The organism is Salipiger bermudensis, assembly GCF_020171625.1.
In the GTDB taxonomy this organism is placed as follows: domain Bacteria; phylum Pseudomonadota; class Alphaproteobacteria; order Rhodobacterales; family Rhodobacteraceae; genus Salipiger; species Salipiger bermudensis_B.
This window is the reverse complement of sequence record NZ_JAIUZY010000005.1, coordinates 379662-400533: the sequence shown is the minus strand read 5'-3', so window position 1 is coordinate 400533 and position 20872 is coordinate 379662. Positions and strand designations below refer to the sequence as shown.

Sequence of the window (20872 nt, the reverse complement as noted above, 5' to 3'; positions counted from 1 at the left end):
AAGATCAGAAGGTCAGTTCGAGCCCCACGTAGTAGGTCCGGCCTGGGCCGTTCCCCGTCGACGCCCAAGGCTCGTATTCCTCGTCGGTCAGGTTCGCGACCTTGGCCGAGACGAAGAGGTTGTCCATCGCCTGATAGCTCGCGAACACGTCCCAGAGCCCGTAGTCGTCGCTCTCCGACTGGCTGTCGAGCGAGTCCGCCGAAGCGGTGTAGCTGTAGGTCGCCCCGGTCGTCAGATCGCCGTTCAGGAAGTGCCGCGCCAGCGTGGCCGAGAAGGTCTCGGGCGGTTGCAGCTCGTAGTCATCATAGCCCGAGGGCGGGGTCGAGTCGGAGTTCGTGTAGGACAGCGCCGCCGCCCACAGTTCGCTGTCATAGGCGGCCTCGATCTCGAGGCCCTGCGTGACCGTGGTGCCGGGGATATTGTCGTAATAGGACAGAATGGTCGGCCCGACCGAGGTGAAGCCCCCCTCCTGCACATAGGCCACGTAGTTGTCGACGTTCATCTTGTAGTAGGCGACGCGCGCAGTGAGGCTGTCGCCGGCGGTGAACAGGTCCTGCCTGGCGATGTTCACACCGATCTCGCCGCCTTCCGAGGTCTCGGTCTCGAGATCCGGATTCGGCCCGAGATAGAGGTTGACGGTTCCGTAACCGTGGAAGCTTTCCTGCAGAGTTTCCTGCAGCGACGGCGCCCGGGTGCTGCGCGAGAACGCGACATAGGGCTGCAGCCAGTCATTGACCTGATAGGCGACGCTGATCTTGGGGTCGATCGAGCTGTCGTCGATATCCACGTCGCCCGACTGCAGCTCGTTGTCGAGCCGGCCGTGCAGCCTGTAATCGCTGTAGCGCAGCCCGGCCATGATCTCCCACGGGCCGTTGCTGAACACGTTCTCGGTGAAGACGCCGAGCCTTTTCGCATCGCCATAAGTCGGGTTGGCCCCGCCCTCGGCGCCGCCGAGCACGTCCTCGATATACTCGACCCCGTTGGTCGAGGTCACGCTCCAGCCGCCGAGCATGAAGTCGCTGACATTGGTGACGTCGATGCCGGTGGTGATGGTCTCCATCTGGCGCCCGACATAGGAGCCGGTGCCGGTGATCGAGCCGGTGTACTCGTTATCGGTCACCGAGCGGTAGAGATTGGCGCTCAGATTGATCGCCGGGCTGTGGTCGAGATGGTAGCTCAGCTTGTAGATGTCCGAGGTCATCTCCTGGAAATAGGAGTTCGACGCGTAATCGGCGTTCATCCGCGTCGCCAGGAACTCGAGGCTCTGGGTCTCGGTCAACTGGTAGCCGCCGCGCAGCAGGTAGCTGTCGAGATCGCGGCCGGTGTTGTCGACAGTGTGGCCGGCGCCGTCCTCGAACGCATCGGCGGTGGTGCGGGCATAGGCGCCAAGCAGCGAGACGCGCTCATCGACGTAGCCCGCCGCCGCCATGCGGCCGAAATTGTCGCCGTTGTCGCCATAGCTGAGCCTGACCCGGCCGCCCGCGCCATAGCCGTCGACGACGTCCTCGGCGTCGATCAGCCGGAAATCCACCGCGCCCGCCGAGCCGCTGCCGCCGGCGGTCAGCACCGCGCCACGGGTGATGTCGATGCCCTGCAGGAAGAGCGGGTCGAAATTGGCGTAGCCTTCCGAGGCGTGGCCGTTGAAGCGGAAGTTCTGCGGCACGCCCTCGACGGTCATCGCCACGCGGCCCTGCCCCTGCAGACCGCGGATCGAGACCGCGACGCCGGGCTGGCCGGGGTTGAGGCGGGTCTGCGCGCCAGGCACCTGGCGCACCACGTCGTCGATGGTGGCGGTGCCGCCCTGCGCCGTGACCGCGGTGCCTTCGAGCCGCGAGACGTTCTCACCGGCGTAGACCGGGGTGCCGTCCCGAGACGTGTCCAGCACGATGCGGCCAAGATAGAGGGTGTCGTCTGCGGCGGTATCCTGTGCCGCCGCGCCTGTCGTCATCGCCGCGAGCGCCAGCGCGATGGCGGTGGCATTCCGGTAGACTGCTCGAGGGTTCATTGCGTCCGTCCTTGTCCCTGCCCCGGACCGGCGCAGCTGCCTGTGCAGTCGAACCGGCCGGACGGCCCCACGCCAAACACCCGCCTGAAGCGGTTGGCAGCGCGGCTGACCGAAGTGATTTTCAATGTAGAAAAACTGGCTGGCGAAACGGCGGACAGAGGGAGGTCCGTTTGGTTTCAGCTGGCGCCTGCGCTTGGCCTAGCCGCACGGCGGGGGAATTGTCAAGTGTTTTACTTGGGTATTAGGCTCTACCGGTCTTTCGGGGAGGCGCGTGTCAGGATCCCGGGCAGAGCCGGGCGCCTGACGGTCGGAAGGAGGTGAGGATGTCAGCAGGCCGACCGACCGTTACGGCCGGCCGCCAAAGCGCCTCCCGATCAGACGCCCCGCCCGGTGCTCAGCCCGAAAACACCTGCTCCATCTCGTCTTCCGACATCTCGCCCGCGCCCTTGCCGGCGGCGATCATGCGCGCGGCGAGCGCGGTCATCCGGGCGTTCAGCGGCGCATCCTGCCCGTGCAGGCGTGCGATCAGCGCGACCTCGCCGTTGAGGTAGTCGGTCTCGACGCTGCCAGCCCCGCGCGCGATGCTCTGACGGGTCGAGTTGCCGGTGCGGGGCGTGCCCTCGATCTCGGTGATCTGCATGAATTCCTTGCGGCGCGGATCGTCGAGGCCGGTGTCGCGCCACGCGATCCCCGCCGCCTCGAACACCGCCCTCGCCTCGTCCTTCAGCCGGTCGGTGAAGCGCGGCTTGTCGGCCTCGAGCGGCAGCATGGCGTCGACGATGTTGCCGAGGTTCAGCAGCAGCTTGCCGTATTTCGCCTCCATCACCGCCTCGGAGACGAAGGTCTTGATGTTGGCCGTGTCGAGCACCTCCTTCAGCGCTTCATCGTCCGCGTCGGAGCCCTGCGGGCAGCGGCCGATCTCGAACAGGCCGTAGCAGGGCGCGCCGTGGGTGATGACCTCGCCGGGCTCGAGATAGGTCGCCGGCATCATCACCGTGACGCCGTGCACGTTGGGGAAATAGCGCAGCGCCGTGCGTTCGTTCGCGGTGCCGTTCTGCAGGCAGAACAGCGGCTGGTCGGTCATGCCGGCGGCGCGCAGATCGAGGAGCGCCGCCTCGCTGTCCTGCCCCTTCACGCAGAGCAGGACGACATCGTCGGGGCGGAACGTGATCTCCGAGGGGGATGTGACGCAGGGCAGATCCACCGTCACCCGGCCCTTGGGCGAGATCATCGTCAGTCCGCGCGCGCGGATCGCCTCGAGCATCCGCCCCCGCGCGATGCCCAGCACCTCGTAGCCTGCTTCGACCAGCGCCGCGCCGACGACGCCCCCGATGGCGCCCACGCCGTGAATGATGATCCGCATGATGCCCGTCCTTTCCGTCTCTGCGCCTGCCGCGATGCGGCACGCCCCTGATCTATCACGCAAAGACGGAGGGGCCAGAACAGAAGACGCCCCGCACGGGGGCGGGGCGTCTGTGTCTTACGGGCCGGGCAAACCTGCCCGCGAGATCATCAGTACCGGTAGTGTTCCGGCTTGAACGGACCTTCCGGCGTGACGCCGATATAGGCGGCCTGCTCGTTCGAGAGGGTGGTCAGCTTCACGCCGATGCGGTCGAGATGCAGACGCGCGACCTTCTCGTCGAGGTGCTTGGGCAGGATGTAGACCTTGTTCTCGTACTGGTCGCCGTTCTTGAACAGCTCGATCTGCGCCAGCACCTGGTTGGTGAACGAGGCCGACATCACGAAGCTCGGGTGGCCGGTGGCGTTGCCGAGGTTCAGCAGACGGCCTTCGGAGAGCAGGATGATCCGGGCGCCCGAAGGCATCTCGATCATGTCCACTTGGTCCTTGATGTTGGTCCACTTGTGGTTCTTGAGCGAGGCGACCTGGATCTCGTTGTCGAAGTGGCCGATGTTGCCGACGATGGCCATGTCCTTCATCTCGCGCATGTGCTCGATGCGGATCACGTCCTTGTTGCCGGTGGTGGTGATGAAGATGTCGGCGCTCGAGACCACGTCTTCCAGTAGCACCACCTCGAACCCGTCCATCGCCGCCTGAAGCGCGCAGATCGGGTCGGCCTCGGTCACCTTGACGCGCGCGCCTGCGCCGCGCAGCGACGCCGCCGAGCCCTTGCCCACGTCGCCATAGCCGCAGACCACGGCGACCTTGCCGGCCATCATGGTGTCGGTGGCGCGGCGGATGCCGTCGACGAGCGATTCCTTGCAGCCGTACTTGTTGTCGAACTTGGACTTGGTGACGCTGTCGTTCACGTTGATCGCGGGGAACGGCAGCAGGCCCTTCTTCTGCAGGTCGTAAAGACGGTGCACGCCGGTGGTGGTCTCTTCCGAGACGCCCATGATCGCCTCGCGGGTCTTGGTGAACCAGCCGGGGCTCTGCTCCATGCGCGTCTTGATCTGCGCGTGGATCACCTCTTCCTCTTCCGAGGTCGGCACGCCCAGATCCTCGCCCGCCTCGGCGCGCGCGCCCAGCAGGATGTAGAGCGTGGCGTCGCCGCCATCGTCGAGGATCATGTTGGCGCCCTCGGGGAACTGGAACGACCGGTCGAGGTAATCCCAGTGCTCCGTCAGGGTCTGGCCCTTGATGGCGAAGACCGGCGTGCCGCCCGCGGCGATCGCGGCGGCGGCGTGGTCCTGCGTCGAGAAGATGTTGCACGATGCCCAGCGCACATCGGCGCCCAGCGCCACGAGGGTCTCGATCAGCACCGCGGTCTGAATCGTCATGTGCAGCGAGCCGACGATGCGGGCGCCCTTGAGCGGCTGCGCTTCGCCGAATTCGGCGCGGCAGGCCATCAGGCCCGGCATCTCGGTCTCGGCGATATCAAGTTCCTTGCGGCCGAACTCGGCCAGCGCGATGTCCTTGACGATATAGTCTTCAGCCATGTTCCGGCGCTCCAATCCTGCAAAACGGGTTTGATGGGGAGGTAGCATCCCTTGAAATGCCCGGCAACGTGGATCAGAAATCGGCACCAACAGAACGATAACGATGCCGCGACGAAAACGGCAGCAGGCGGAGCGCAGCACATGGACGAGGCCGGCGCGGTCTATCCCGCGAACGAGGACGGACGCTTTTGCGTGCCGCACGGGGTCGAGGCCCGGCCTACCGCCCCCGCGATGGTCGCCGGGCGCGCCGATGCGCCCGACACGCTCCGCGTTCTGCGCCGGCACGCAGGTGAGTGCGACATCCTCCGCGCCGGACCCTTGTCCGGGGATGTCCTTCCCGCGCTGTCGCCGGATCAAACCGAAGGCCCAGAGCCGCACGCGCTGCGCGGGGCCTGCCACGTCGTGCATCAATCGATGCCGATCCTCGTGCCGGCCCATGCCCGTCGCGGCAGGCTGCCCGGCACTCACGTCTATAGCTGCGACCCTCTGGAGGTCTGATTGATGGCAAAACAGAGCCGCGCATGGCAACGGATGCTCTCGGGCCGCAGGCTCGACCTGCTCGACCCGACGCCGGTGGATATCGAGATCGAGGACATCGCCCACGGGCTCGCCTTCGTGGCGCGCTGGAACGGCCAGACCGAGGGCGACTTTCCCTATTCCGTGGCCGAGCACTCGCTGCTGGTCGAGGCGCTGTTCTCGCGCATGTATCCCAATGCCACGCCCGCCCAGCAGCTCACCGCGCTGCTGCACGACGCGCCGGAATACGTCATCGGCGACATGATCTCGCCGGTGAAGGCGGCGGTGGGGCCGGAATACAAGGAGCTCGACAAGCGGCTCGAGGCGGCCATCCACATCCGCTTCGGCCTGCCGGCGCTCTGCCCGGTGACGCTCAAGAAGCGCATCAAGAAGGCCGACATGGTCTCGGCCTTCATGGAAGCGACGCAGATCGCGGGCTTCACCGAGGCCGAGGCGAAGAAGTTCTTCGGACGGCCCGATGATGCGCTGATGCAGGGGCTCGACATTCACCTGCGTCCGCCGGTCGAGGCCCGCCACGCCTTCACCGCCCGCCACGCCGAACTGCTGGAGCAAATGCCATGACCATCACCACCCGCCGCGCCGCCCCGCTGGATGCCCGCCAGATGGCCGAGATGCTCAACGAGATCATCGAGGCCGGCGGCACCACTGCGATCACCGACCCGGTGAGCCGCGAGGACCTGCTGCGCCGGATGGAGGCCGCTCCGCGCTCGATCTGGCACGTGGCCGAGGATGCGGCGGGCGCCTTGATGGGGTTTCAGTGGATCGAGCCGCATCCCGAGCATGGCGAGACCGTCGGCCAGATCGCCACCTTCGCGCGCATCGGCAAGACCGGGCTCGGCATCGGCTCTAAACTGTTCGAGGCCACCACGCGGGCGGCACGGGCGGCAGGCTATACGTGGATCAACGCCGAGATCCGCGCCGACAACGAGGGCGGGCTGATCTACTACCAGAGCCGCGGTTTCGAGGAGTACGGCGCCATTCGCGGCTACGTCATGGCCAACGGTCAGGTCGTGGACAAGGTGCTCAAGCGCTACGACCTCTGAGCGCGGCACCGGCCGCGCCCCGATTGCAGCGCAGGCCGCTCGCTCAGCGCGGCGAGCGCTTGGCGAGGATGCGCTGCAGGGTGCGGCGGTGCATGTTGAGACGTCGCGCGGTTTCCGAGACGTTGCGGTCGCAAAGCTCGTAGACCCGCTGGATGTGCTCCCAGCGCACCCGGTCGGCGCTCATCGGGTTTTCCGGCGGCGGCGGCAGGTCTTCGCCCTTGGAGAGCAGCGCATTGGTGATGTCGGTGGCGTCGGCGGGCTTGGACAGGTAGTCGGTGGCGCCGATCTTGACCGCGGCGACCGCGGTGGCGATGGCGCCGTAGCCGGTCAGCACGACGATGCGGCTGTCGGGGCGGCGTTCTCGCAGCACCTCGACCACGTCGAGCCCGTTGCCATCCCCGAGACGCAGGTCGACCACCGCGTAGGCCGGCGGGCGGGCGGTGGCGATGGCGCGGCCACCGGCGACGGACTCGGAGGTCTCGACCTCGAAGCCGCGTTTTTCCATCGCCTTGGCGAGGCGTTTCAGGAACGGCTCGTCGTCATCGACAAGTAGAAGCGAGCGATCGTCGCCGAGGTCTTCGATCCTGTGTTCCGACACGTCCGTACCCTCACCCCATCTTATCCCGTTGATTCAAATAGCCCGCGGGGCGCCGAGGGTAAACCGCGATATCGAACTTGTTACATCCGGTCGATGAAGCAGGCCGCGGCGGTGGCCACCTCTTCCGGCGACTTGTCGCGGCGGAAGTACTCGACGAAGCCGTGTTCGGGCAGCACGAGATAGGTGAAGGTCGAGTGATCCACGAGGTAGAACTCGTCCTCGGCATCCTGCTTCTTGTAGTAGGTCCGGTAGGCCTTGCTCGCGGCCTGGATCTGCTCGGGCGAGCCGGTCAGGCCGATCATACGCTCGTGCATGTTGAAGGCAAAGTCGCCCACCGCCTCGGGGGTGTCGCGCTCCGGGTCGATGGTGATGAAGACCGGCGTCACCATCTTGCCCTGCGCCTCGAGCAGGTCCACCGCCTCGGCGTTGCGCGCGGTGTCGAGCGGGCAGACATCGGGGCAGAAGGTATAGCCGAAATAGAGCAGCGACGGCTCGGTGATCACGTCCTTGTCGGTCACCGTCTCGCCCTGCGCGTTGACCAGCTCGAACGGCCCGCCGATCTCGCCCGCTCCCCCGGCGATGGCCCCGGTACGGCAGGGCTCGAAGGGGTCGGCCGCGGCGCTCTGGCGCGTGTAGAGCCACGTTCCCCCGATCAGCAGGACGAGGACGAGGGCGGCGGCAACGGCGGCGATCCAGCGCATGAGACGATTCCGGAGTTGTTTGCGTATCTGCGGGGGCAGATCTAACAATTGCCGCGACGGGATCAAAGAGACGAAAGCGCGCAGATGAGCGAAGAGGATCTGGGACTTCTGGACGAGGACCAGCGCGGCAACTTCATTCGCCTGCGCACCATGATCGTCCTGCGCTGGGTCGCCATCGGCGGCCAGCTCATCGCCATCTCGGTGGCGCGGCAGCTCTATGGGCTGCAGCTCGAGCTGGGCTTGTGCTATCTCGCCGTGGGCGTGTCGGTGGCCGGCAACCTCGTGGCGATGTTCGTCTTTCCCGAGAACAAGCGCCTGTCCGAGGCCGAGAACACGCTGATGGTCATGTTCGACCTGTTGCAGCTCTCGTTCCTGCTGTTCCTCACCGGCGGGCTGAACAACCCGTTCTCGATGCTGGTGCTGGCCCCGGTGACGGTCTCGGCCACGGTGCTGTCGCTGCGCTCGACCATCCTGCTCAATGCCACCGCCTTCGTGCTGGTGACGATCATGACCTTCTGGCACATCCCGCTGCGCCCGGTCGATGGGCCGGTGCTGGAGCTGCCGCAGGTCTTCATCTTCGGCGAGTGGGTGGCGATCACCATCGCGCTGGTGTTCATCTCGGTCTATGCCCGCCGCGTCACCACCGAGATGAACGCCATGTCGGACGCCCTCATCGCCACCCAGATGGCGCTCGGGCGAGCACAGAAGCTCAACGATCTGGGCGGCGTGGTGGCGGCCGCAGCGCATGAGCTTGGCACGCCCTTGGCCACCATCAAGCTCACCTCCGCCGAGCTGATCGAGGATCTCGACGACCGCCCCGACAGCCAGGAGGACGCGCGCCTGATCCGCGATCAGGCCGACCGCTGCCGCGACATCCTGCGCAGCATGGGCCGCGCCGGGAAGGACGACCTGCACATGCGGCAGGCCCCGCTAACCGAGGTGATCCGGGAGGCGGCGGAGCCGCACGAGGATCGCGGCAAGACCATCGGCATCGAGACCCGGCCCGACCCCGACGACCCCGCGGTGCCGCAGATCCTGCGCCGGCCCGAGATCATCCACGGGCTACGCAACCTGATCCAGAACGCGGTGGACTTCGCCAGCCGCGAGGTCTGGGTCGAGGCGCACTGGAGCGGCGACACCGTCACCGTGCGCATCCTGGACGACGGGGCGGGCTATCCCTCGCACCTGATCGGACGGCTGGGCGATCCGCTGATGCGCCGCCGCCGCAGCGAGGCCGACCGCCGTGCCCGACCGGAATACGAGGGCATGGGGCTGGGCCTGTTCATCGCCAAGACGCTGCTCGAGCGCAGCGGCGCGGAGGTCAGTTTCGCCAACGGGGCCGCCTCCGTGACCGAGGGCCGCGGCAGCGCGCGCACCGGCGCCATCGTCGAGGTCGTCTGGCCCCGCGACAGCATCGTGCCGCCCGCCGCTCCGATCGGGACCGGCATCGGCGAGAACCGCCGCTTCGACGCCTGACACAACCTTCGATAGCGCCGTTTAACCCCGGATTAACCCTTCCTGCCGTACCCAATGGGAGGGACATATTTCGGGATCTGCGCCTTGGTCGAACCAACGCTCGCTCTTTTCACCGGCCTGATCGCCGGCGGCGCCGCCTTCCTCGCGGGATGGCTGGTCAACCGCTCCACCCGGCGGATCCCCAAGGCAGAGCTTGCCAAGGCGCCGGAGCCGCCGATCACGCTGCTGCTGCGCGACGGCGTGGTGATCGACAGCTCCTCGCAGGCCGACCGGCTGTTTGGCCACACCACCGTGGCCCCGCTCGGCTGGGCCGAGATCGTCGCGACCCTGCAGCCGCTCTTCGGCCCCCTGCCCGACGCGCCGCCGCAATCACCGGGCCACTACACCGCGGTGCAGGATACGCAGACCCGGCTGACCCTCACGCCGGAGGGCGACAGCCTCCGCCTCGAGATCGCGGCCCCGCCCCTGCCCAGCGGAGAGGCGCTGAGACTGCGCCTCAACGAACCAGAGGCGATGCGCCTCCACCGTGTCGTGGGCCGCGCGCCGCTGGCCATCTGGATGACGGACAGCGCCCACGCCGTGACCTGGAGCAACACGTTCTTCGACGATCTGCACGCGCAGGCGGGCGCGGCGCCCGGCAGCGCGCCGTTCTCCTTGCCGCCCGATCCGGCGCAGCCGCGGCGGGTCACCCGCACGAGACTTGGCGGAGAGGGCGACGGCCCCGCCGCGTGGTACGAGGTCCAGTCGTGCCGCGTGTCGGACGGCTGGCTGCACTATGCCCAGAACATCGACGCGGTGATCGCCGCCGAGACCACCCAGCGCAACTTCATGCAAACGCTGAGCCGGATCTTCGCGCATCTGCCGATCGCGCTCGCGGTGTTCGACAGGGAGCGTCGGCTGGCGCTGTTCAACCCGGCCCTGCTCGACCTGACCCGCCTGCCGGCGGATTTCCTGACCGGCCGCCCCAACCTGCTCAGCTTCTTTGACATGCTGCGCGACCGGCAGGTCCTGCCCGAGCCGCGCGACTACCGCAGCTGGCGCGACAAGCTGGGGAGGTCATCGCCGCCGCCAGCAGCGACCACTATGTCGAGACGTGGTCGCTGCCGTCGGGGGCAACCTACCGGATGACCGGCCGGCCCAATCCCGATGGCGGCATCGCCTTCCTGTTCGAGGATATCAGCGCCGAGGTCTCTCTCACCCGGCATTTCCGGCAGGAGCTCGAAACCTCTCAATCGGTGATCGACAGCCTCGACGAGGCCATCGCCGTGTTCTCCCGCACCGGAAAGCTCGCCTTCTGCAACGCCCCCTACCGCGAGATGTGGGGGGCCGACCCAGAAGAAAGCGTCGCCGACCACTGCATCGGAGAGGCCACGCAGCACTGGCGCGCCGCGTTTCGGCCCAGCCCGATCTGGGGCGACCTGCGCGAGTTCGTGACGCTAGAGCGTGATCGCGCCCCGTGGGATGCCGAGCTGCACGACCACGATGGCCGCCCCCTGTGCTGCCACGCCGCCCCCCTGCCCGGCGGCGCCACGATGGTGCGCTTCAGCCGGCTGCCCATGCGGCAGCCGGAACCGCTCGCCCAGCTCTGAGCGGCTGTCTCGGGAACCCGCTTGCGCCGGCGCGGCGGGCGGGTATCTTCGCGGCCATGACCTCGCCGCGCGCCGCTCTCACCCTGACCTCGCCCGAGGCGACCTGTGCCCTCGCCCGCCGACTGGCGACGCGGCTCTCGCCCGGCGACGTGCTGCTGCTCTCGGGCGGTATCGGGGCCGGAAAGACCCATTTCGCCCGCTGCCTGATCCACGCCCTGCAGGACCCGCCCGAGGATGTGCCCTCGCCGACCTTCACGCTGGTGCAGGTCTACGACACCGTGGCCGGCGAGCTCTGGCACGCCGATCTCTACCGCCTCTCCGACCCGGACCAATGCGAGGAGCTTGGCCTCGCCGACGCCTTCGAGACCGCGATCTGCCTCGTCGAATGGCCCGACCGGCTCGAGGATCTGGCCCCCGCCGACGCGCTCTCGCTGAGTTTCGACGCAGGCGCAGCCGAGGACAGCCGCGCGCTGACGATCGACTGGAGCGATGCGCGCTGGGACACCATCGTGCCGGAGCTGACGACATGACCGACCGCTTCCTCGCCGAGGCCGGCTGGGCCGAGGCCACCGCCACGCCGATCGCCGGCGATGCCTCGGCCCGGCGCTACACGCGGTTGGCCAAGGGGGCCGCGCGGGCGATCCTGATGGACGACCCCGAGGGCGACACCGCGCTCTTCGCCCGGCTCTCGCGGCATCTGCTGTCGCTTGGCCTGAGCGCGCCGCAGATCCTTGCCGAAGCCCCGGGCAAGCTGCTGCTCGAGGATCTGGGCGACGGGCTCATCGCCCGGCTCGCCACCGATCCCGAGACCGAAAAGCGGCTCTATCTCGCAGCGACCGACGCCCTCATCGCGCTGCATCGCCACGCACCGCCGCCCGATCTGCCAAGGGCCGATCCGCAGAATCTCGCGACGATGACCGATCTCGCCTTCACCTGCTACGCCACCAACGCGGGCCTTGCCCCGCCGCCCGGCACCCTAGAGGCCTGCGCGCAGGCCTTCGAGCGTGCGCTCGCAGCCCACACCCCCGAGACCGACGTGATGATCCTGCGCGACTATCACGCCGAGAACATCCTCTGGCTGCCGGAGCGCGAAGGCCCCGCCCGCGCCGGGCTGCTCGATTTCCAGGACGCGCTGCAGGGCCACCGCGCCTATGATCTCGTCTCGCTGATCGAGGATGCCCGCCGCGACGTGGCGCCCGAGACCGCCGAGGCCGCGATCCGTCACTATCTCGCGCAGACCCGCCTGCCCGAGACGCCCTTCCGCACCGCCCTGGCGGTGCTGGGCGCCCAGCGCAACCTGCGCATCCTCGGGGTCTTTGCCCGGCTCTCGGCGACCCGGGGCAAGCCCGGCTATATCGACCTGATCCCGCGGGTCTGGGGCCACCTGCAGGCCGACCTGCGCCACCCGGCCCTTGCAGAGATCGCCGCGATCCTGCATCCGGCGCTTCCCGCGCCATCGCCCGAGATCCTGCAAAGGCTGAAATCCCCATGCCCGACGCCCTGATGCTCTTTGCCGCCGGTTTCGGCACCCGCATGGGCGCCCTCACCGCCGACCGCCCCAAGCCGCTGATCGAGGTCGCAGGCCGGCCACTGATCGACCACGCGCTGGCGCTGGCCGAGGGCTTCGGCCCGCTGCGCCGGGTTGCCAATGCGCATTATCGCGCGGACCAGCTCGAGGCGCATCTCGCCCCCCGCGACGTCACCGTCTCGCGCGAGGAACCCGAGATCCTCGACACCGGCGGCGGGCTGCGACACGCGCTGCCGCTGCTGGGCGCGGACCCGGTCTTCACGCTCAACACCGACGCGGTCTGGTCCGGCCCCAACCCTCTGCGCCTGCTGGCCGAGGCGTGGGACCCGGCGCGCATGGACGCGCTGCTGCTTTGCGTGCCGCTTGCAAACGCCGTGGGCCGCAAGGGCGGCGGCGATTTCGACATCTTGGGCGATGGCCGGCTCAGCCGTGGCGGAGATCTCGTCTATAGCGGTGCGCAGATCGTCAAAACCGAGGCGCTTCGCGCCGTGACAGAGCCGGTTTTCTCGCTGAACGTGGTCTGGAACCAGATGGCCGAGCAAGGCCGGCTCTGCGGGCTGCCCTATCCGGGCCATTGGTGCGACGTGGGCCACCCCGACGGCATCCGTCTCGCAGAAGACATGCTGGCCGCCGATGTTTGAGCCCTCCGCCGCCCCGCGCGTCTTTGCCGTGGCCCCCGGCATCGACTTCCCCGAGGCGCTGGTCGCGGGGCTGCGTGCGCGCATGGACGGCCAGCCGCCCGAGGCCATGGCGCGGGTCGAGCTGATCGTGAACACCACCCGCATGGCGCGGCGAATCCGGCAGATCTTTGACCGCGGGCCGGCGACCTTGCTGCCGCGCATCCGCCTCCTGAGCAATGTCGCCGACCCGATCGCGCTGAGCCATCTGCCGGCGCCGGTCTCGCCCCTGCGGCGGCGGCTGGAGCTGACCGGGCTGGTCTCGGGCCTGCTCGACTCGCAACCCGACCTTGCCCCGCGCACCGCGCTTTTCGACCTCGCCGACAGCCTCGCCACGCTGATGGACCAGATGCAGGACGAGGGCGTCTCGCCCGAGGATATCGCGGCGCTCGATGTCAGCGACGAGTCCGGCCACTGGCAGCGCGCGCTGAGCTTTCTCAACATCGTGCAGCGCTATTTCGACAGCGCCGAGGATGCGCCCGACACTACCGCGTTCCGCCGGCTGGCGCTGCAACAGAGGCTGTCCGACTGGGAGGTCAACCCGCCGGCCCATCCGGTGATCCTTGCCGGTTCGACCGGCTCTCGCGGGGGCACGAACGAACTGATGCGCGCGGTGGCGCGGCTGCCGCAGGGCGCTTTGGTGCTGCCGGGCTTCGATTTCGATACGCCCGAAAGCGTCTGGCACGGGCTGACCGATGCGCTGGCCAGCGAGGACCACCCGCAGTTCCGCTTTGCCAAGCTGGTCAACGACCTCGGGATGCAGGCCGGCGAGGTGCTGCGCTGGTCCGAGGCCGAGCCGCCGAGCGCGGCGCGCAACCGGCTGATTTCGCTGGCGCTGCGCCCTGCCCCCGTCACCGACCAGTGGCGCGACGAGGGGCCGAGGCTGCCCGACCTGATTGCCGCCACCGACGATCTGACGCTGGTCGAGGCCGCCTCGCAGCGCGACGAGGCCACCGCCATCGCGCTGCGACTGCGGCAGGCCACCGAGGAGGGCGTCACGGCGGCGCTGATCACCCCCGACCGGATGCTGACGCGGCAGGTCACGGCGGCGCTCGACCGCTGGAACATCCTGCCCGACGATTCCGCCGGCACGCCGCTGCAGCTGTCACCACCGGGGCGCTTCCTGCGCCACGTGGCGACCCTGTTCCAGCACGATCTGACCGCCGAAGCCCTGCTGACCCTGCTCAAGCACCCGCTTTGCCATTCCGGCCATGACCGCGGCGAGCACCTGCGCGCCACCCGCGAGCTCGAGCTGCATATCCGCAACAAGTCCTGGCCCTACCCGCGCCCCGAGCTGATCCGCGCCTGGGGCGTGGCGGAGGAGATGGAGAGCTGGGCGAACTGGGTTGCCGACAGCTTCTGCCAACCGCCCCGGCGCGGCAAACGCGCGCTGTCGGACTGGCTGGAGGATCATGTCGCCCGCGCCGAGGCCATCGCCGCCGGGCCGCAGGGTGAAGATTCCGAGCTCTGGAAAGAGGCCGCCGGGCGCAAAGCGCGGGCGGTGGTCGAGGGTCTGCGCGACGAGGCGGGCTTTGGCACCGATCTCGACGCGCGCGATTACGGCGATCTCTTCGCGGCGATCCTGCAGCAGCACGAGCTGCGCGACCGCGACGCGCCGCACCCGCGCATCCTGATCTGGGGCACGCTCGAGGCCCGCGTGATGGGGGCCGACCTGCTGATCCTCGGCGGGCTCAACGAAGGCTCGTGGCCGGAACTCCCCGGCGCCGATCCGTGGCTGAACCGCCGGATGCGCCACAAGGCGGGCCTTCTGGTGCCCGAGCGGCGCATCGGCCTCGCCGCGCATGACTTCCAGCAGGCGGTGGCCGCGCCGCAGGTCTGGCTGACCCGTGCGCTCAAGTCCGACGATGCCGAGACGGTGCCCTCGCGCTGGCTCAACCGCCTGATGAACCTGATGAACGGCCTGCCCGACCGCAGCGGGCCGCAGGCGCTTAGCGCAATGAAAGCGCGGGGCCGTCACTGGCTGGCGCTGGCCCGCGCGCTGGAAAAGCCGCAACCAAGCCCGCCGGCGACCCGGCCCTCGCCGGCGCCGCCGGTCGAAGCGCGCCCCCGCAGCCTGTCGGTCACCGAGATCAAGCACCTGATCCGCGACCCGTTCCACATCTACGCCAAGCGGGTGCTGCGGCTCGCGCCGCTCAATCCGCTGCAACGCGCCCCCGATGCGCTGCTGCGCGGCATCCTGATCCACGAGGTGCTCGAGGAGTTCGTGAAGGAGAGCCTCGCGGATCCGTCGCAGCTCAGCACCGAGGCGCTGCTGCGCCGCACCTCCGCGCTGATCGGTGACCCGGAGCGCGTGCCCTACCCCACGACCCGGCATCTCTGGCAGGCGCGGCTCGGGCGCGTGGCGGAGTGGTTCGCAGAGACCGAGCGCGACCGGCAGGCCATCGCCCGCCCGGCGCATTTCGAGATCATGGGCCATGCCGAGATCCCGGCGCTGGGGTTCACCCTGCGGGGCAAGGCCGACCGGATCGACATCGACGATCGCGGCGGCGCGCATCTCTACGACTACAAGACCGGCGCCGCCCCGACCGAGAGCCAGCAGCGCCATTTCGACAAGCAGCTTCTTCTCGAGGCGGCGATGGTCGAGCGCGGCGCGTTCAAGGACCTGCAGCCACGGCACACGGAACAGGCCGTGTTCGTCTCGGTCGCGAACACGCCGCGCGAGGTGCCGGCGCCCCTCGAAGAGATGCCGGCGCAGCAGGTCTGGGCCGAGTTCGAGACCCTGATGACCCGCTGGTTCGAGCCCGATCGCGGCTATACCGCCCGCGCCGCGCTGGTACGGGAGAAGGACCTGTCCGAGTATGACCACCTGTCGCGCTTCGGCGAATGGGACGTGGTCGACGAAGCCGACCGCGAGGTGCTGGAATGAAGCGCGACGAGGCAACCGAGGCGCAGGTCCGCGCCGCGCGACCGGACCTGTCGACATGGCTCTCGGCCAATGCCGGATCGGGCAAGACCCGCGTGCTCACCGACCGGGTGGCGCGGCTGCTGCTCGACGGGGTGCTGCCCGAGCACATCCTGTGCCTGACCTACACCAAGGCCGCCGCCACCGAGATGCAGAACCGCCTGTTCCGCCGTCTCGGCGCCTGGGCGATGCTGGATGACGAGGCGCTCCGGGCCGAGCTGCGCCAGCTTGGCCTCGACGGACCGCTGCCGCCCGACCGACTGGCCGGCGCGCGTACGCTCTTTGCCCGCGCCATCGAGACACCGGGCGGTCTGCGCATCCAGACCATCCACTCGTTCTGCGCCTCGCTCCTGCGGCGCTTCCCGCTCGAGGCCGGTGTCTCTCCGCAGTTCCACGAGATGGAGGACCGCGCGGCGCAGCTTTTGCGCGCCGAGGTACTCGACCGGCTCTCGGAAGGCCCGCAACAGGCTCTGGTGGCCGAGCTTGCGCGTTACCTGACCGACGATCCCGACAAGCTGCTGGCCGAGATCTGCCGCACCAAGGAGGCGTTCCTGCCGGCCCGCGCGCGGGAAGACATCCTTGCCATGTACGGCCTTTCGCCCGACGACAGCGACGAGACGCTGCTGGCGTCGGTCTTCCTCGGCGGCGAGATCGAGCTGCTGCGCGAGTTGGCGGCGGCGCTGGCCGGATCGGGCAAGAACGACCAGAAGGCGGGCCTGCAACTGTCCCGCATCACCGCCCCCGATCTCGACGCGCTGCAGATTCTCGAGGGCGTGCTGCTCACCGGCAAGGCCGCGAAGGAGCCGTTCACCGCCAAGATCGGCAGCTTCCCCACCAAGGGGCTGCGCACCGGCGCGCTCGAGCCGCTGATGACCCGGCTCGAAGACCTCATGCGAAGGGTCGAACAGGCGCGCGAGACCCGGCTGGCGCTTGGTGCCGTGGGGCGCGAGCTGGCGCTGCACCGCTTCGCGCAGGCGTTCCTGCCCGCCTACGAGACCGAGAAGCAGCGCCGCGGCTGGCTCGATTTCGACGATCTGGTGACCCGCGCGCGCGATCTGCTCTCGCACGAGCGGGTGGCGGAATGGGTGCTCTACCGGCTCGATGGCGGCATCGACCACATCCTCGTGGACGAGGCCCAGGACACCTCGCCGGTGCAGTGGCAGGTCATCGAGCGGCTGGCGCACGAGTTCACCTCCGGCGAGGGCGCGCGCGCCGACGTGCGGCGCACGATCTTCGTGGTGGGTGACAAGAAACAATCGATCTACTCGTTCCAGGGCGCCGACCCGCGCGAGTTCGACCGCATGTGCGACGAATTTGCCGAACGCCTGCAGCGCACCGAGGCCCCGCTCAGCCGGATGATGCTGGAATACAGCTTCCGCTCGGCCGAGCCGATCCTGCGGCTGGTGGACAACACCTTCGACGGGCGAGAGGCGGCGGGGTTCTCGCAGGATCAGACCCACCGCGCCTTCAAGTCCGAGATGCCCGGCCGGGTCGATCTCTGGCCGCACGTGGAATCCACCAAGGACGACGAGGAAGAGGCCGACTGGTACGAGCCGGTCGACCGCATCGGCCAGCGCCATCATGCGGTGATCCTCGCCAACCGCATCGCGGGCTTCATCGACCGCACCATCGGCACGCCGCTGCCTGAAGAGATCGGCCATAGCGGCAGCTACAAGACGCGCCCAGCCCATGCCGGCGATTTCCTGATCCTCGTGCGCGGGCGCGGCACGCTGTTCTCCGAGATCATCCGCGCCTGCAAGCAGCACAACCTGCCGATTGCCGGGGCCGACCGGCTCAAGGTGATGTCGGAGCTGGCGGTGAAGGACATCGGCGCGCTGCTGGCGTTCCTCGCCACGCCCGAGGATGACCTCTCGCTCGCCACCGCGCTGCGCTCGCCACTCTTTGGCCTGTCGCAGCAACAGCTCTTCACGCTGGCGCAGGGTCGCAAGGGCTATCTCTGGGCAGAGTTGCGCAGGAACCGAGAAGCCTTGCCGCGCGTGATGGCGGTGCTCGACGACCTGCGCAGCGAGACCGACTTCCTGCGCCCCTACGACCTGATCGAACGCATCCTGACGCGCCATGACGGGCGCAAGCGGCTGCTCGGGCGGCTGGGCGAAGAGGCCGAGGACGGCATCAACGCGCTGCTCGCGCAGGCGCTGGCCTACGAGCAGACCGAGGTGCCCTCGCTGACCGGCTTCCTCGAATGGATGCAGACCGACGATCTCGAGATCAAGCGCGCCCCCGACAGCGCCGGCAGCCGCATCCGGGTGATGACGGTGCACGGGGCGAAGGGCCTCGAGGCGCCGATCGTGATCCTGCCCGACTGCGCCGAGCCCAACAGCCAGATCCGCGACAGCCTGCTCGAGGGCGAGACCGGCACGGTCTGGAAGGCCAGCGCCGACGGCCAGCCGCAGGTGCAGGCGCAGGCCCTGGCCGAGGCCAAGGAGGCCGACCAGCGCGAGCGGGACCGGCTGCTCTACGTGGCTCTGACCCGGGCCGAGAAGTGGCTGGTGGTCGCCGCCGCCGGCAAGCTCGGCAGTCAGGGCAACGCCTGGTACGATCAGGTGCGGATCGGCATGGAGCGCTCGGGCGCGGAGCCTGTCGAGTTCGGCTTCGGCAGCTGGGGCAGCGGCGAGGGGCTGACGCTGGGCCGCGTCGACTGGAGCGACCTGCCGCACGAGACAGTCGAGGAGACGCCCCGCATCGAGGTGGATCTGCCGGAGGTGTTCCGCCATCCGGCAGCGGCGCCCGACCCGGCGGCGGAGGCGGTTTCCCCATCCGGGCTTGGTGGCGCCAAGGTCATCGGCTCTGAGCCGCGTGACGGCGAGCTCGCGGACGACGAGGAGGAGGCCAAGCGCCGCGGCACGGCGCTGCACTTCCTGCTCGAGCATCTCTCCGAGCTGCCCGAAGACCAGCGGCTCGCAAAATCCGAGCATGTGCTGGCCATTCTCGAGGATTGCCCGGAAGAGACAAACAGCCTCGTCAGGGATGCCATGCGGGTCCTGTCGGCCAGCAACCTCGCGCCGTTCTTCGCGCCCGGCAGCCTTGCCGAGGTGCCGATTTCCGCCAGCATCGCGCCGGTCGGACGGATCCACGGCGTCATCGACCGGCTTCTGGTCACCCCCGACAAGGTCATCGCGGTGGACTTCAAGTCGAACCGCACCGTGCCCGCGACGCCGGCAGAGGTGCCCGAGGGCCTGCTGCGCCAGATGGGGGCCTATGCGGCGGCACTGGCGCAGATCTGGCCCGGGCGCGAGGTGGAAACGGGGCTGATCTGGACGGCGACGCAAAGCTACATGGCGCTGCCGCACGATCTTGTGTCTGCCGCGCTGGCCCGGGCCACGACGGCTTGACCTCTCAGCGGGCGATACCTACCTTCACGCCTCAAGTCACCGGCTGCCTCACCCGTTCCACACCCGTTAAGGAGAAAACCATGGCCACCGTTCCCGTCACCGACGCGACCTTCGACGAGGAAGTGAAGAACTCCGACATCCCCGTCGTGGTCGATTTCTGGGCCGAATGGTGCGGCCCGTGCAAACAGATCGGCCCGGCGCTCGAAGAGCTGTCCGAGCAGTACGAAGGCAAGGTCAAGGTCGCCAAGATCAACGTCGACCACGATCAGGCCGTTGCCGCCCAGCTCGGCGTGCGCGGCATCCCCGCCCTGTTCCTGTTCAAGGATGGCGAGGTCGTCTCGAACCGCACCGGCGCGGCGCCCAAGGCCTCGATCGAGAGCTGGATCAAGGAAGCGATGTAAGCGCGACCCGATCGTCAGACACGGAAAAATGCGCCTCCCCGCGGGGCGCATTTTTCGTTTCCGGCCTGTGTCGCAACGCGCACGGCGTCAGCCGAACACCCTCTCTGCCAGCGCCGTCAGCCGTGCGAAGCGGCGCACCTGCGCCCGGCTGCGCTCGGCCTCTCGCGACGGCAGGCCCCACCACTCCGCCAGCACCCGGTTGCGCAGCAAAAGCTGCACCGACGGATCGTCGGGGCCGACCAGCCCGTAGCCCTCGATAAAGCCGGCAAGCGCCTCGGGCGGCAGGACATGCCCCGCCGGGATCGCCTCTTTCGGCGCGTGGAGGATGGCGTAGTCGGTCAGCAGCCGCGCGATGTCATGCCCGACCGGCACCACCCGGCCGCCGGCGAAATCCACGCCCCAGCAGCGCGTCTCGTCGAGCACGAGGTTGCGCTGGTGCAGATCGCCGTGGGTCTGCGCGGTCACCGTCTCCTGCCCCTCGAAACGCGGCTGCATGGCGCACAAAGCCTCGGCGCAGGCGAGGAAGCGCTCCGGCTCCGCCACCTGCCGGTCCCCGGCGCGCAGTTCGCCCATCACCGAGCGCAGGAAGCGGATGGTGAATTTCGGCTGGAACACCCGCGCCTCGCCCGGCAGCGCCCGGTGAAACCCCGCCATCCACGCCCCTGCGCGCCGCAGCAGCGCCGCCTGATCCGCAAGCGGCGCCCCGTCGAGAAGCACCGAGAGCGGTCGCGCGGGAAGATAGTCCATCACGCAGGCCTGTCGCGCGAGATCGACCGACCGCATCAGCGGCAGCCCCTCCGGCCAGACCTCCTGCACCGCCATATGCGCGGCGATGCCGTCCGCGAATTTGTCGGGGGCGAGGGGGAGCGCCTGATGCTTCAGCACCAGCCGCCGCCCCTCCGGCCCGTCGAGCCGGAGCAGCACCCGCGCCACCCGTGCATCCTCGCGCCGGGCCAGCGGCGCGGCCCGCCAGAGCCCGGCCTTCTCGCCCATCTCGCGCGCCAGATCCGGCCAGAGCGCCAGCGCCGCCGCCTCGAGATCCCCGCCCCGCATTTCCATCCGCGTGCCCCTGCTCTATGTCCGATCCGAGGGCATCGCCTTGTCGCGGCAATGTCCAGCCCCCATATGGCGCCCAGCACGAGA

General features: G+C 68.8%; 18 protein-coding genes. 12 read left to right on the top strand and 6 right to left on the bottom strand.

Annotated elements, in window-relative coordinates:
* Positions 1 to 4: 4 nt before the first annotated feature.
* From LCM15_RS11320 to ahcY, 3 genes are all read right to left on the bottom strand, one after another.
* On the bottom strand, positions 5 to 2005 hold the full coding sequence (locus LCM15_RS11320; RefSeq protein WP_224856403.1) for a TonB-dependent receptor domain-containing protein: 2001 nt from the start codon (positions 2003 to 2005) through the stop codon (positions 5 to 7).
* A 394-nt stretch (positions 2006 to 2399) separates the two neighbouring features.
* Positions 2400 to 3368 carry a ketopantoate reductase family protein gene (locus LCM15_RS11315; RefSeq protein WP_224856401.1) on the bottom strand — a complete coding sequence of 323 codons (969 nt, stop codon included), beginning with the start codon at positions 3366 to 3368 and terminating at the stop codon, positions 2400 to 2402.
* A gap of 149 nt (positions 3369 to 3517) precedes the next feature.
* On the bottom strand, positions 3518 to 4903 hold the full coding sequence (ahcY, locus tag LCM15_RS11310; protein WP_224856399.1) for an adenosylhomocysteinase: 1386 nt from the start codon (positions 4901 to 4903) through the stop codon (positions 3518 to 3520).
* 141 nt (positions 4904 to 5044) lie between these two features.
* On the opposite strand from ahcY, the gene LCM15_RS11305 reads away from it, so the two are divergent.
* Genes LCM15_RS11305 through LCM15_RS11295 form a run of 3 tightly spaced genes read left to right on the top strand, consistent with a single transcriptional unit; the run spans position 5045 to position 6483 of the window.
* Positions 5045 to 5401, top strand: coding sequence for a hypothetical protein (locus LCM15_RS11305; protein ID WP_224856397.1), 357 nt, complete (start codon positions 5045 to 5047; stop codon positions 5399 to 5401).
* 3 nt (positions 5402 to 5404) lie between these two features.
* A complete protein-coding gene (locus tag LCM15_RS11300; RefSeq protein WP_224856395.1) occupies positions 5405 to 6001 on the top strand; it encodes an HD family hydrolase in 597 nt (198 codons plus the stop codon).
* Positions 5998 to 6483 carry a GNAT family N-acetyltransferase gene (locus LCM15_RS11295; protein ID WP_224856393.1) on the top strand — a complete coding sequence of 162 codons (486 nt, stop codon included), beginning with the start codon at positions 5998 to 6000 and terminating at the stop codon, positions 6481 to 6483. The genes LCM15_RS11300 and LCM15_RS11295 overlap by 4 nt, the downstream gene beginning before the upstream one ends.
* Positions 6484 to 6526: 43 nt before the next feature.
* Here the strand turns inward: LCM15_RS11295 and LCM15_RS11290 are convergent, their stop codons facing one another.
* Both LCM15_RS11290 and LCM15_RS11285 read right to left on the bottom strand, forming a co-directional pair.
* Positions 6527 to 7081: an ActR/PrrA/RegA family redox response regulator transcription factor gene (locus LCM15_RS11290; protein ID WP_224856392.1), complete on the bottom strand. Its 555-nt coding sequence runs from the start codon at positions 7079 to 7081 to the stop codon at positions 6527 to 6529.
* An 80-nt stretch (positions 7082 to 7161) separates the two neighbouring features.
* The gene (locus LCM15_RS11285; RefSeq protein WP_224856391.1) at positions 7162 to 7782 is read right to left on the bottom strand and encodes an SCO family protein; all 621 of its coding nucleotides are present in this window, start codon (positions 7780 to 7782) and stop codon (positions 7162 to 7164) included.
* A gap of 84 nt (positions 7783 to 7866) precedes the next feature.
* Between LCM15_RS11285 and regB the strand changes: the two genes are divergently transcribed.
* From regB to trxA, 9 genes are all read left to right on the top strand, one after another.
* A complete protein-coding gene (regB, locus tag LCM15_RS11280; RefSeq protein WP_224856390.1) occupies positions 7867 to 9258 on the top strand; it encodes a sensor histidine kinase RegB in 1392 nt (463 codons plus the stop codon).
* An 84-nt stretch (positions 9259 to 9342) separates the two neighbouring features.
* Complete coding sequence (locus LCM15_RS11275) at positions 9343 to 10386, top strand: PAS domain-containing protein (RefSeq protein ID WP_224856389.1); 1044 nt, start codon at positions 9343 to 9345, stop codon at positions 10384 to 10386.
* Positions 10383 to 10847 carry a PAS-domain containing protein gene (locus tag LCM15_RS11270; RefSeq protein WP_224856388.1) on the top strand — a complete coding sequence of 155 codons (465 nt, stop codon included), beginning with the start codon at positions 10383 to 10385 and terminating at the stop codon, positions 10845 to 10847. Before LCM15_RS11275 ends, LCM15_RS11270 begins: the two co-directional genes overlap by 4 nt.
* 56 nt (positions 10848 to 10903) lie before the next feature.
* Positions 10904 to 11377, top strand: a complete 474-nt coding sequence (tsaE, locus tag LCM15_RS11265) for a tRNA (adenosine(37)-N6)-threonylcarbamoyltransferase complex ATPase subunit type 1 TsaE (RefSeq protein WP_224856387.1) — start codon at positions 10904 to 10906, stop codon at positions 11375 to 11377.
* Positions 11374 to 12351: an aminoglycoside phosphotransferase family protein gene (locus LCM15_RS11260; protein ID WP_224856385.1), complete on the top strand. Its 978-nt coding sequence runs from the start codon at positions 11374 to 11376 to the stop codon at positions 12349 to 12351. Before tsaE ends, LCM15_RS11260 begins: the two co-directional genes overlap by 4 nt.
* Positions 12336 to 13016 (top strand): nucleotidyltransferase family protein, encoded by a 681-nt coding sequence (locus tag LCM15_RS11255; RefSeq protein ID WP_224856383.1) that lies wholly within the window; start codon positions 12336 to 12338, stop codon positions 13014 to 13016. The genes LCM15_RS11260 and LCM15_RS11255 overlap by 16 nt, the downstream gene beginning before the upstream one ends.
* Positions 13009 to 15939, top strand: a complete 2931-nt coding sequence (addB, locus tag LCM15_RS11250; RefSeq protein WP_224856381.1) for a double-strand break repair protein AddB — start codon at positions 13009 to 13011, stop codon at positions 15937 to 15939. The genes LCM15_RS11255 and addB overlap by 8 nt, the downstream gene beginning before the upstream one ends.
* Positions 15936 to 19328, top strand: coding sequence for a double-strand break repair helicase AddA (gene addA / locus LCM15_RS11245; RefSeq protein WP_224856379.1), 3393 nt, complete (start codon positions 15936 to 15938; stop codon positions 19326 to 19328). Before addB ends, addA begins: the two co-directional genes overlap by 4 nt.
* Positions 19329 to 19408: 80 nt before the next feature.
* The gene (gene trxA, locus LCM15_RS11240; RefSeq protein ID WP_224856377.1) at positions 19409 to 19729 is read left to right on the top strand and encodes a thioredoxin; all 321 of its coding nucleotides are present in this window, start codon (positions 19409 to 19411) and stop codon (positions 19727 to 19729) included.
* Between the two features lie 87 nt (positions 19730 to 19816).
* Here the strand turns inward: trxA and LCM15_RS11235 are convergent, their stop codons facing one another.
* Positions 19817 to 20788, bottom strand: coding sequence for a phosphotransferase (locus LCM15_RS11235; protein WP_224856375.1), 972 nt, complete (start codon positions 20786 to 20788; stop codon positions 19817 to 19819).
* Positions 20789 to 20872 lie beyond the last annotated feature (84 nt).

Bases quoted from the DNA above. Each gene is read 5' to 3' on its own strand.
- ahcY (WP_224856399.1), bottom strand. From the start codon at position 4,903: ATGGCTGAAGACTATATCGTCAAGGACATCGCGCTGGCCGAGTTCGGC.
- LCM15_RS11320 (WP_224856403.1), bottom strand. From the start codon at position 2,005: ATGAACCCTCGAGCAGTCTACCGGAATGCCACCGCCATCGCGCTGGCG.
- LCM15_RS11295 (WP_224856393.1), top strand. From the start codon at position 5,998: ATGACCATCACCACCCGCCGCGCCGCCCCGCTGGATGCCCGCCAGATG.
- LCM15_RS11235 (WP_224856375.1), bottom strand. From the start codon at position 20,788: ATGGAAATGCGGGGCGGGGATCTCGAGGCGGCGGCGCTGGCGCTCTGG.
- LCM15_RS11315 (WP_224856401.1), bottom strand. From the start codon at position 3,368: ATGCGGATCATCATTCACGGCGTGGGCGCCATCGGGGGCGTCGTCGGC.
- addA (WP_224856379.1), top strand. From the start codon at position 15,936: ATGAAGCGCGACGAGGCAACCGAGGCGCAGGTCCGCGCCGCGCGACCG.
- LCM15_RS11285 (WP_224856391.1), bottom strand. From the start codon at position 7,782: ATGCGCTGGATCGCCGCCGTTGCCGCCGCCCTCGTCCTCGTCCTGCTG.
- LCM15_RS11270 (WP_224856388.1), top strand. From the start codon at position 10,383: ATGACCGGCCGGCCCAATCCCGATGGCGGCATCGCCTTCCTGTTCGAG.
- LCM15_RS11300 (WP_224856395.1), top strand. From the start codon at position 5,405: ATGGCAAAACAGAGCCGCGCATGGCAACGGATGCTCTCGGGCCGCAGG.
- trxA (WP_224856377.1), top strand. From the start codon at position 19,409: ATGGCCACCGTTCCCGTCACCGACGCGACCTTCGACGAGGAAGTGAAG.
- LCM15_RS11255 (WP_224856383.1), top strand. From the start codon at position 12,336: ATGCCCGACGCCCTGATGCTCTTTGCCGCCGGTTTCGGCACCCGCATG.
- LCM15_RS11260 (WP_224856385.1), top strand. From the start codon at position 11,374: ATGACCGACCGCTTCCTCGCCGAGGCCGGCTGGGCCGAGGCCACCGCC.
- tsaE (WP_224856387.1), top strand. From the start codon at position 10,904: ATGACCTCGCCGCGCGCCGCTCTCACCCTGACCTCGCCCGAGGCGACC.
- LCM15_RS11305 (WP_224856397.1), top strand. From the start codon at position 5,045: ATGGACGAGGCCGGCGCGGTCTATCCCGCGAACGAGGACGGACGCTTT.
- regB (WP_224856390.1), top strand. From the start codon at position 7,867: ATGAGCGAAGAGGATCTGGGACTTCTGGACGAGGACCAGCGCGGCAAC.
- addB (WP_224856381.1), top strand. From the start codon at position 13,009: ATGTTTGAGCCCTCCGCCGCCCCGCGCGTCTTTGCCGTGGCCCCCGGC.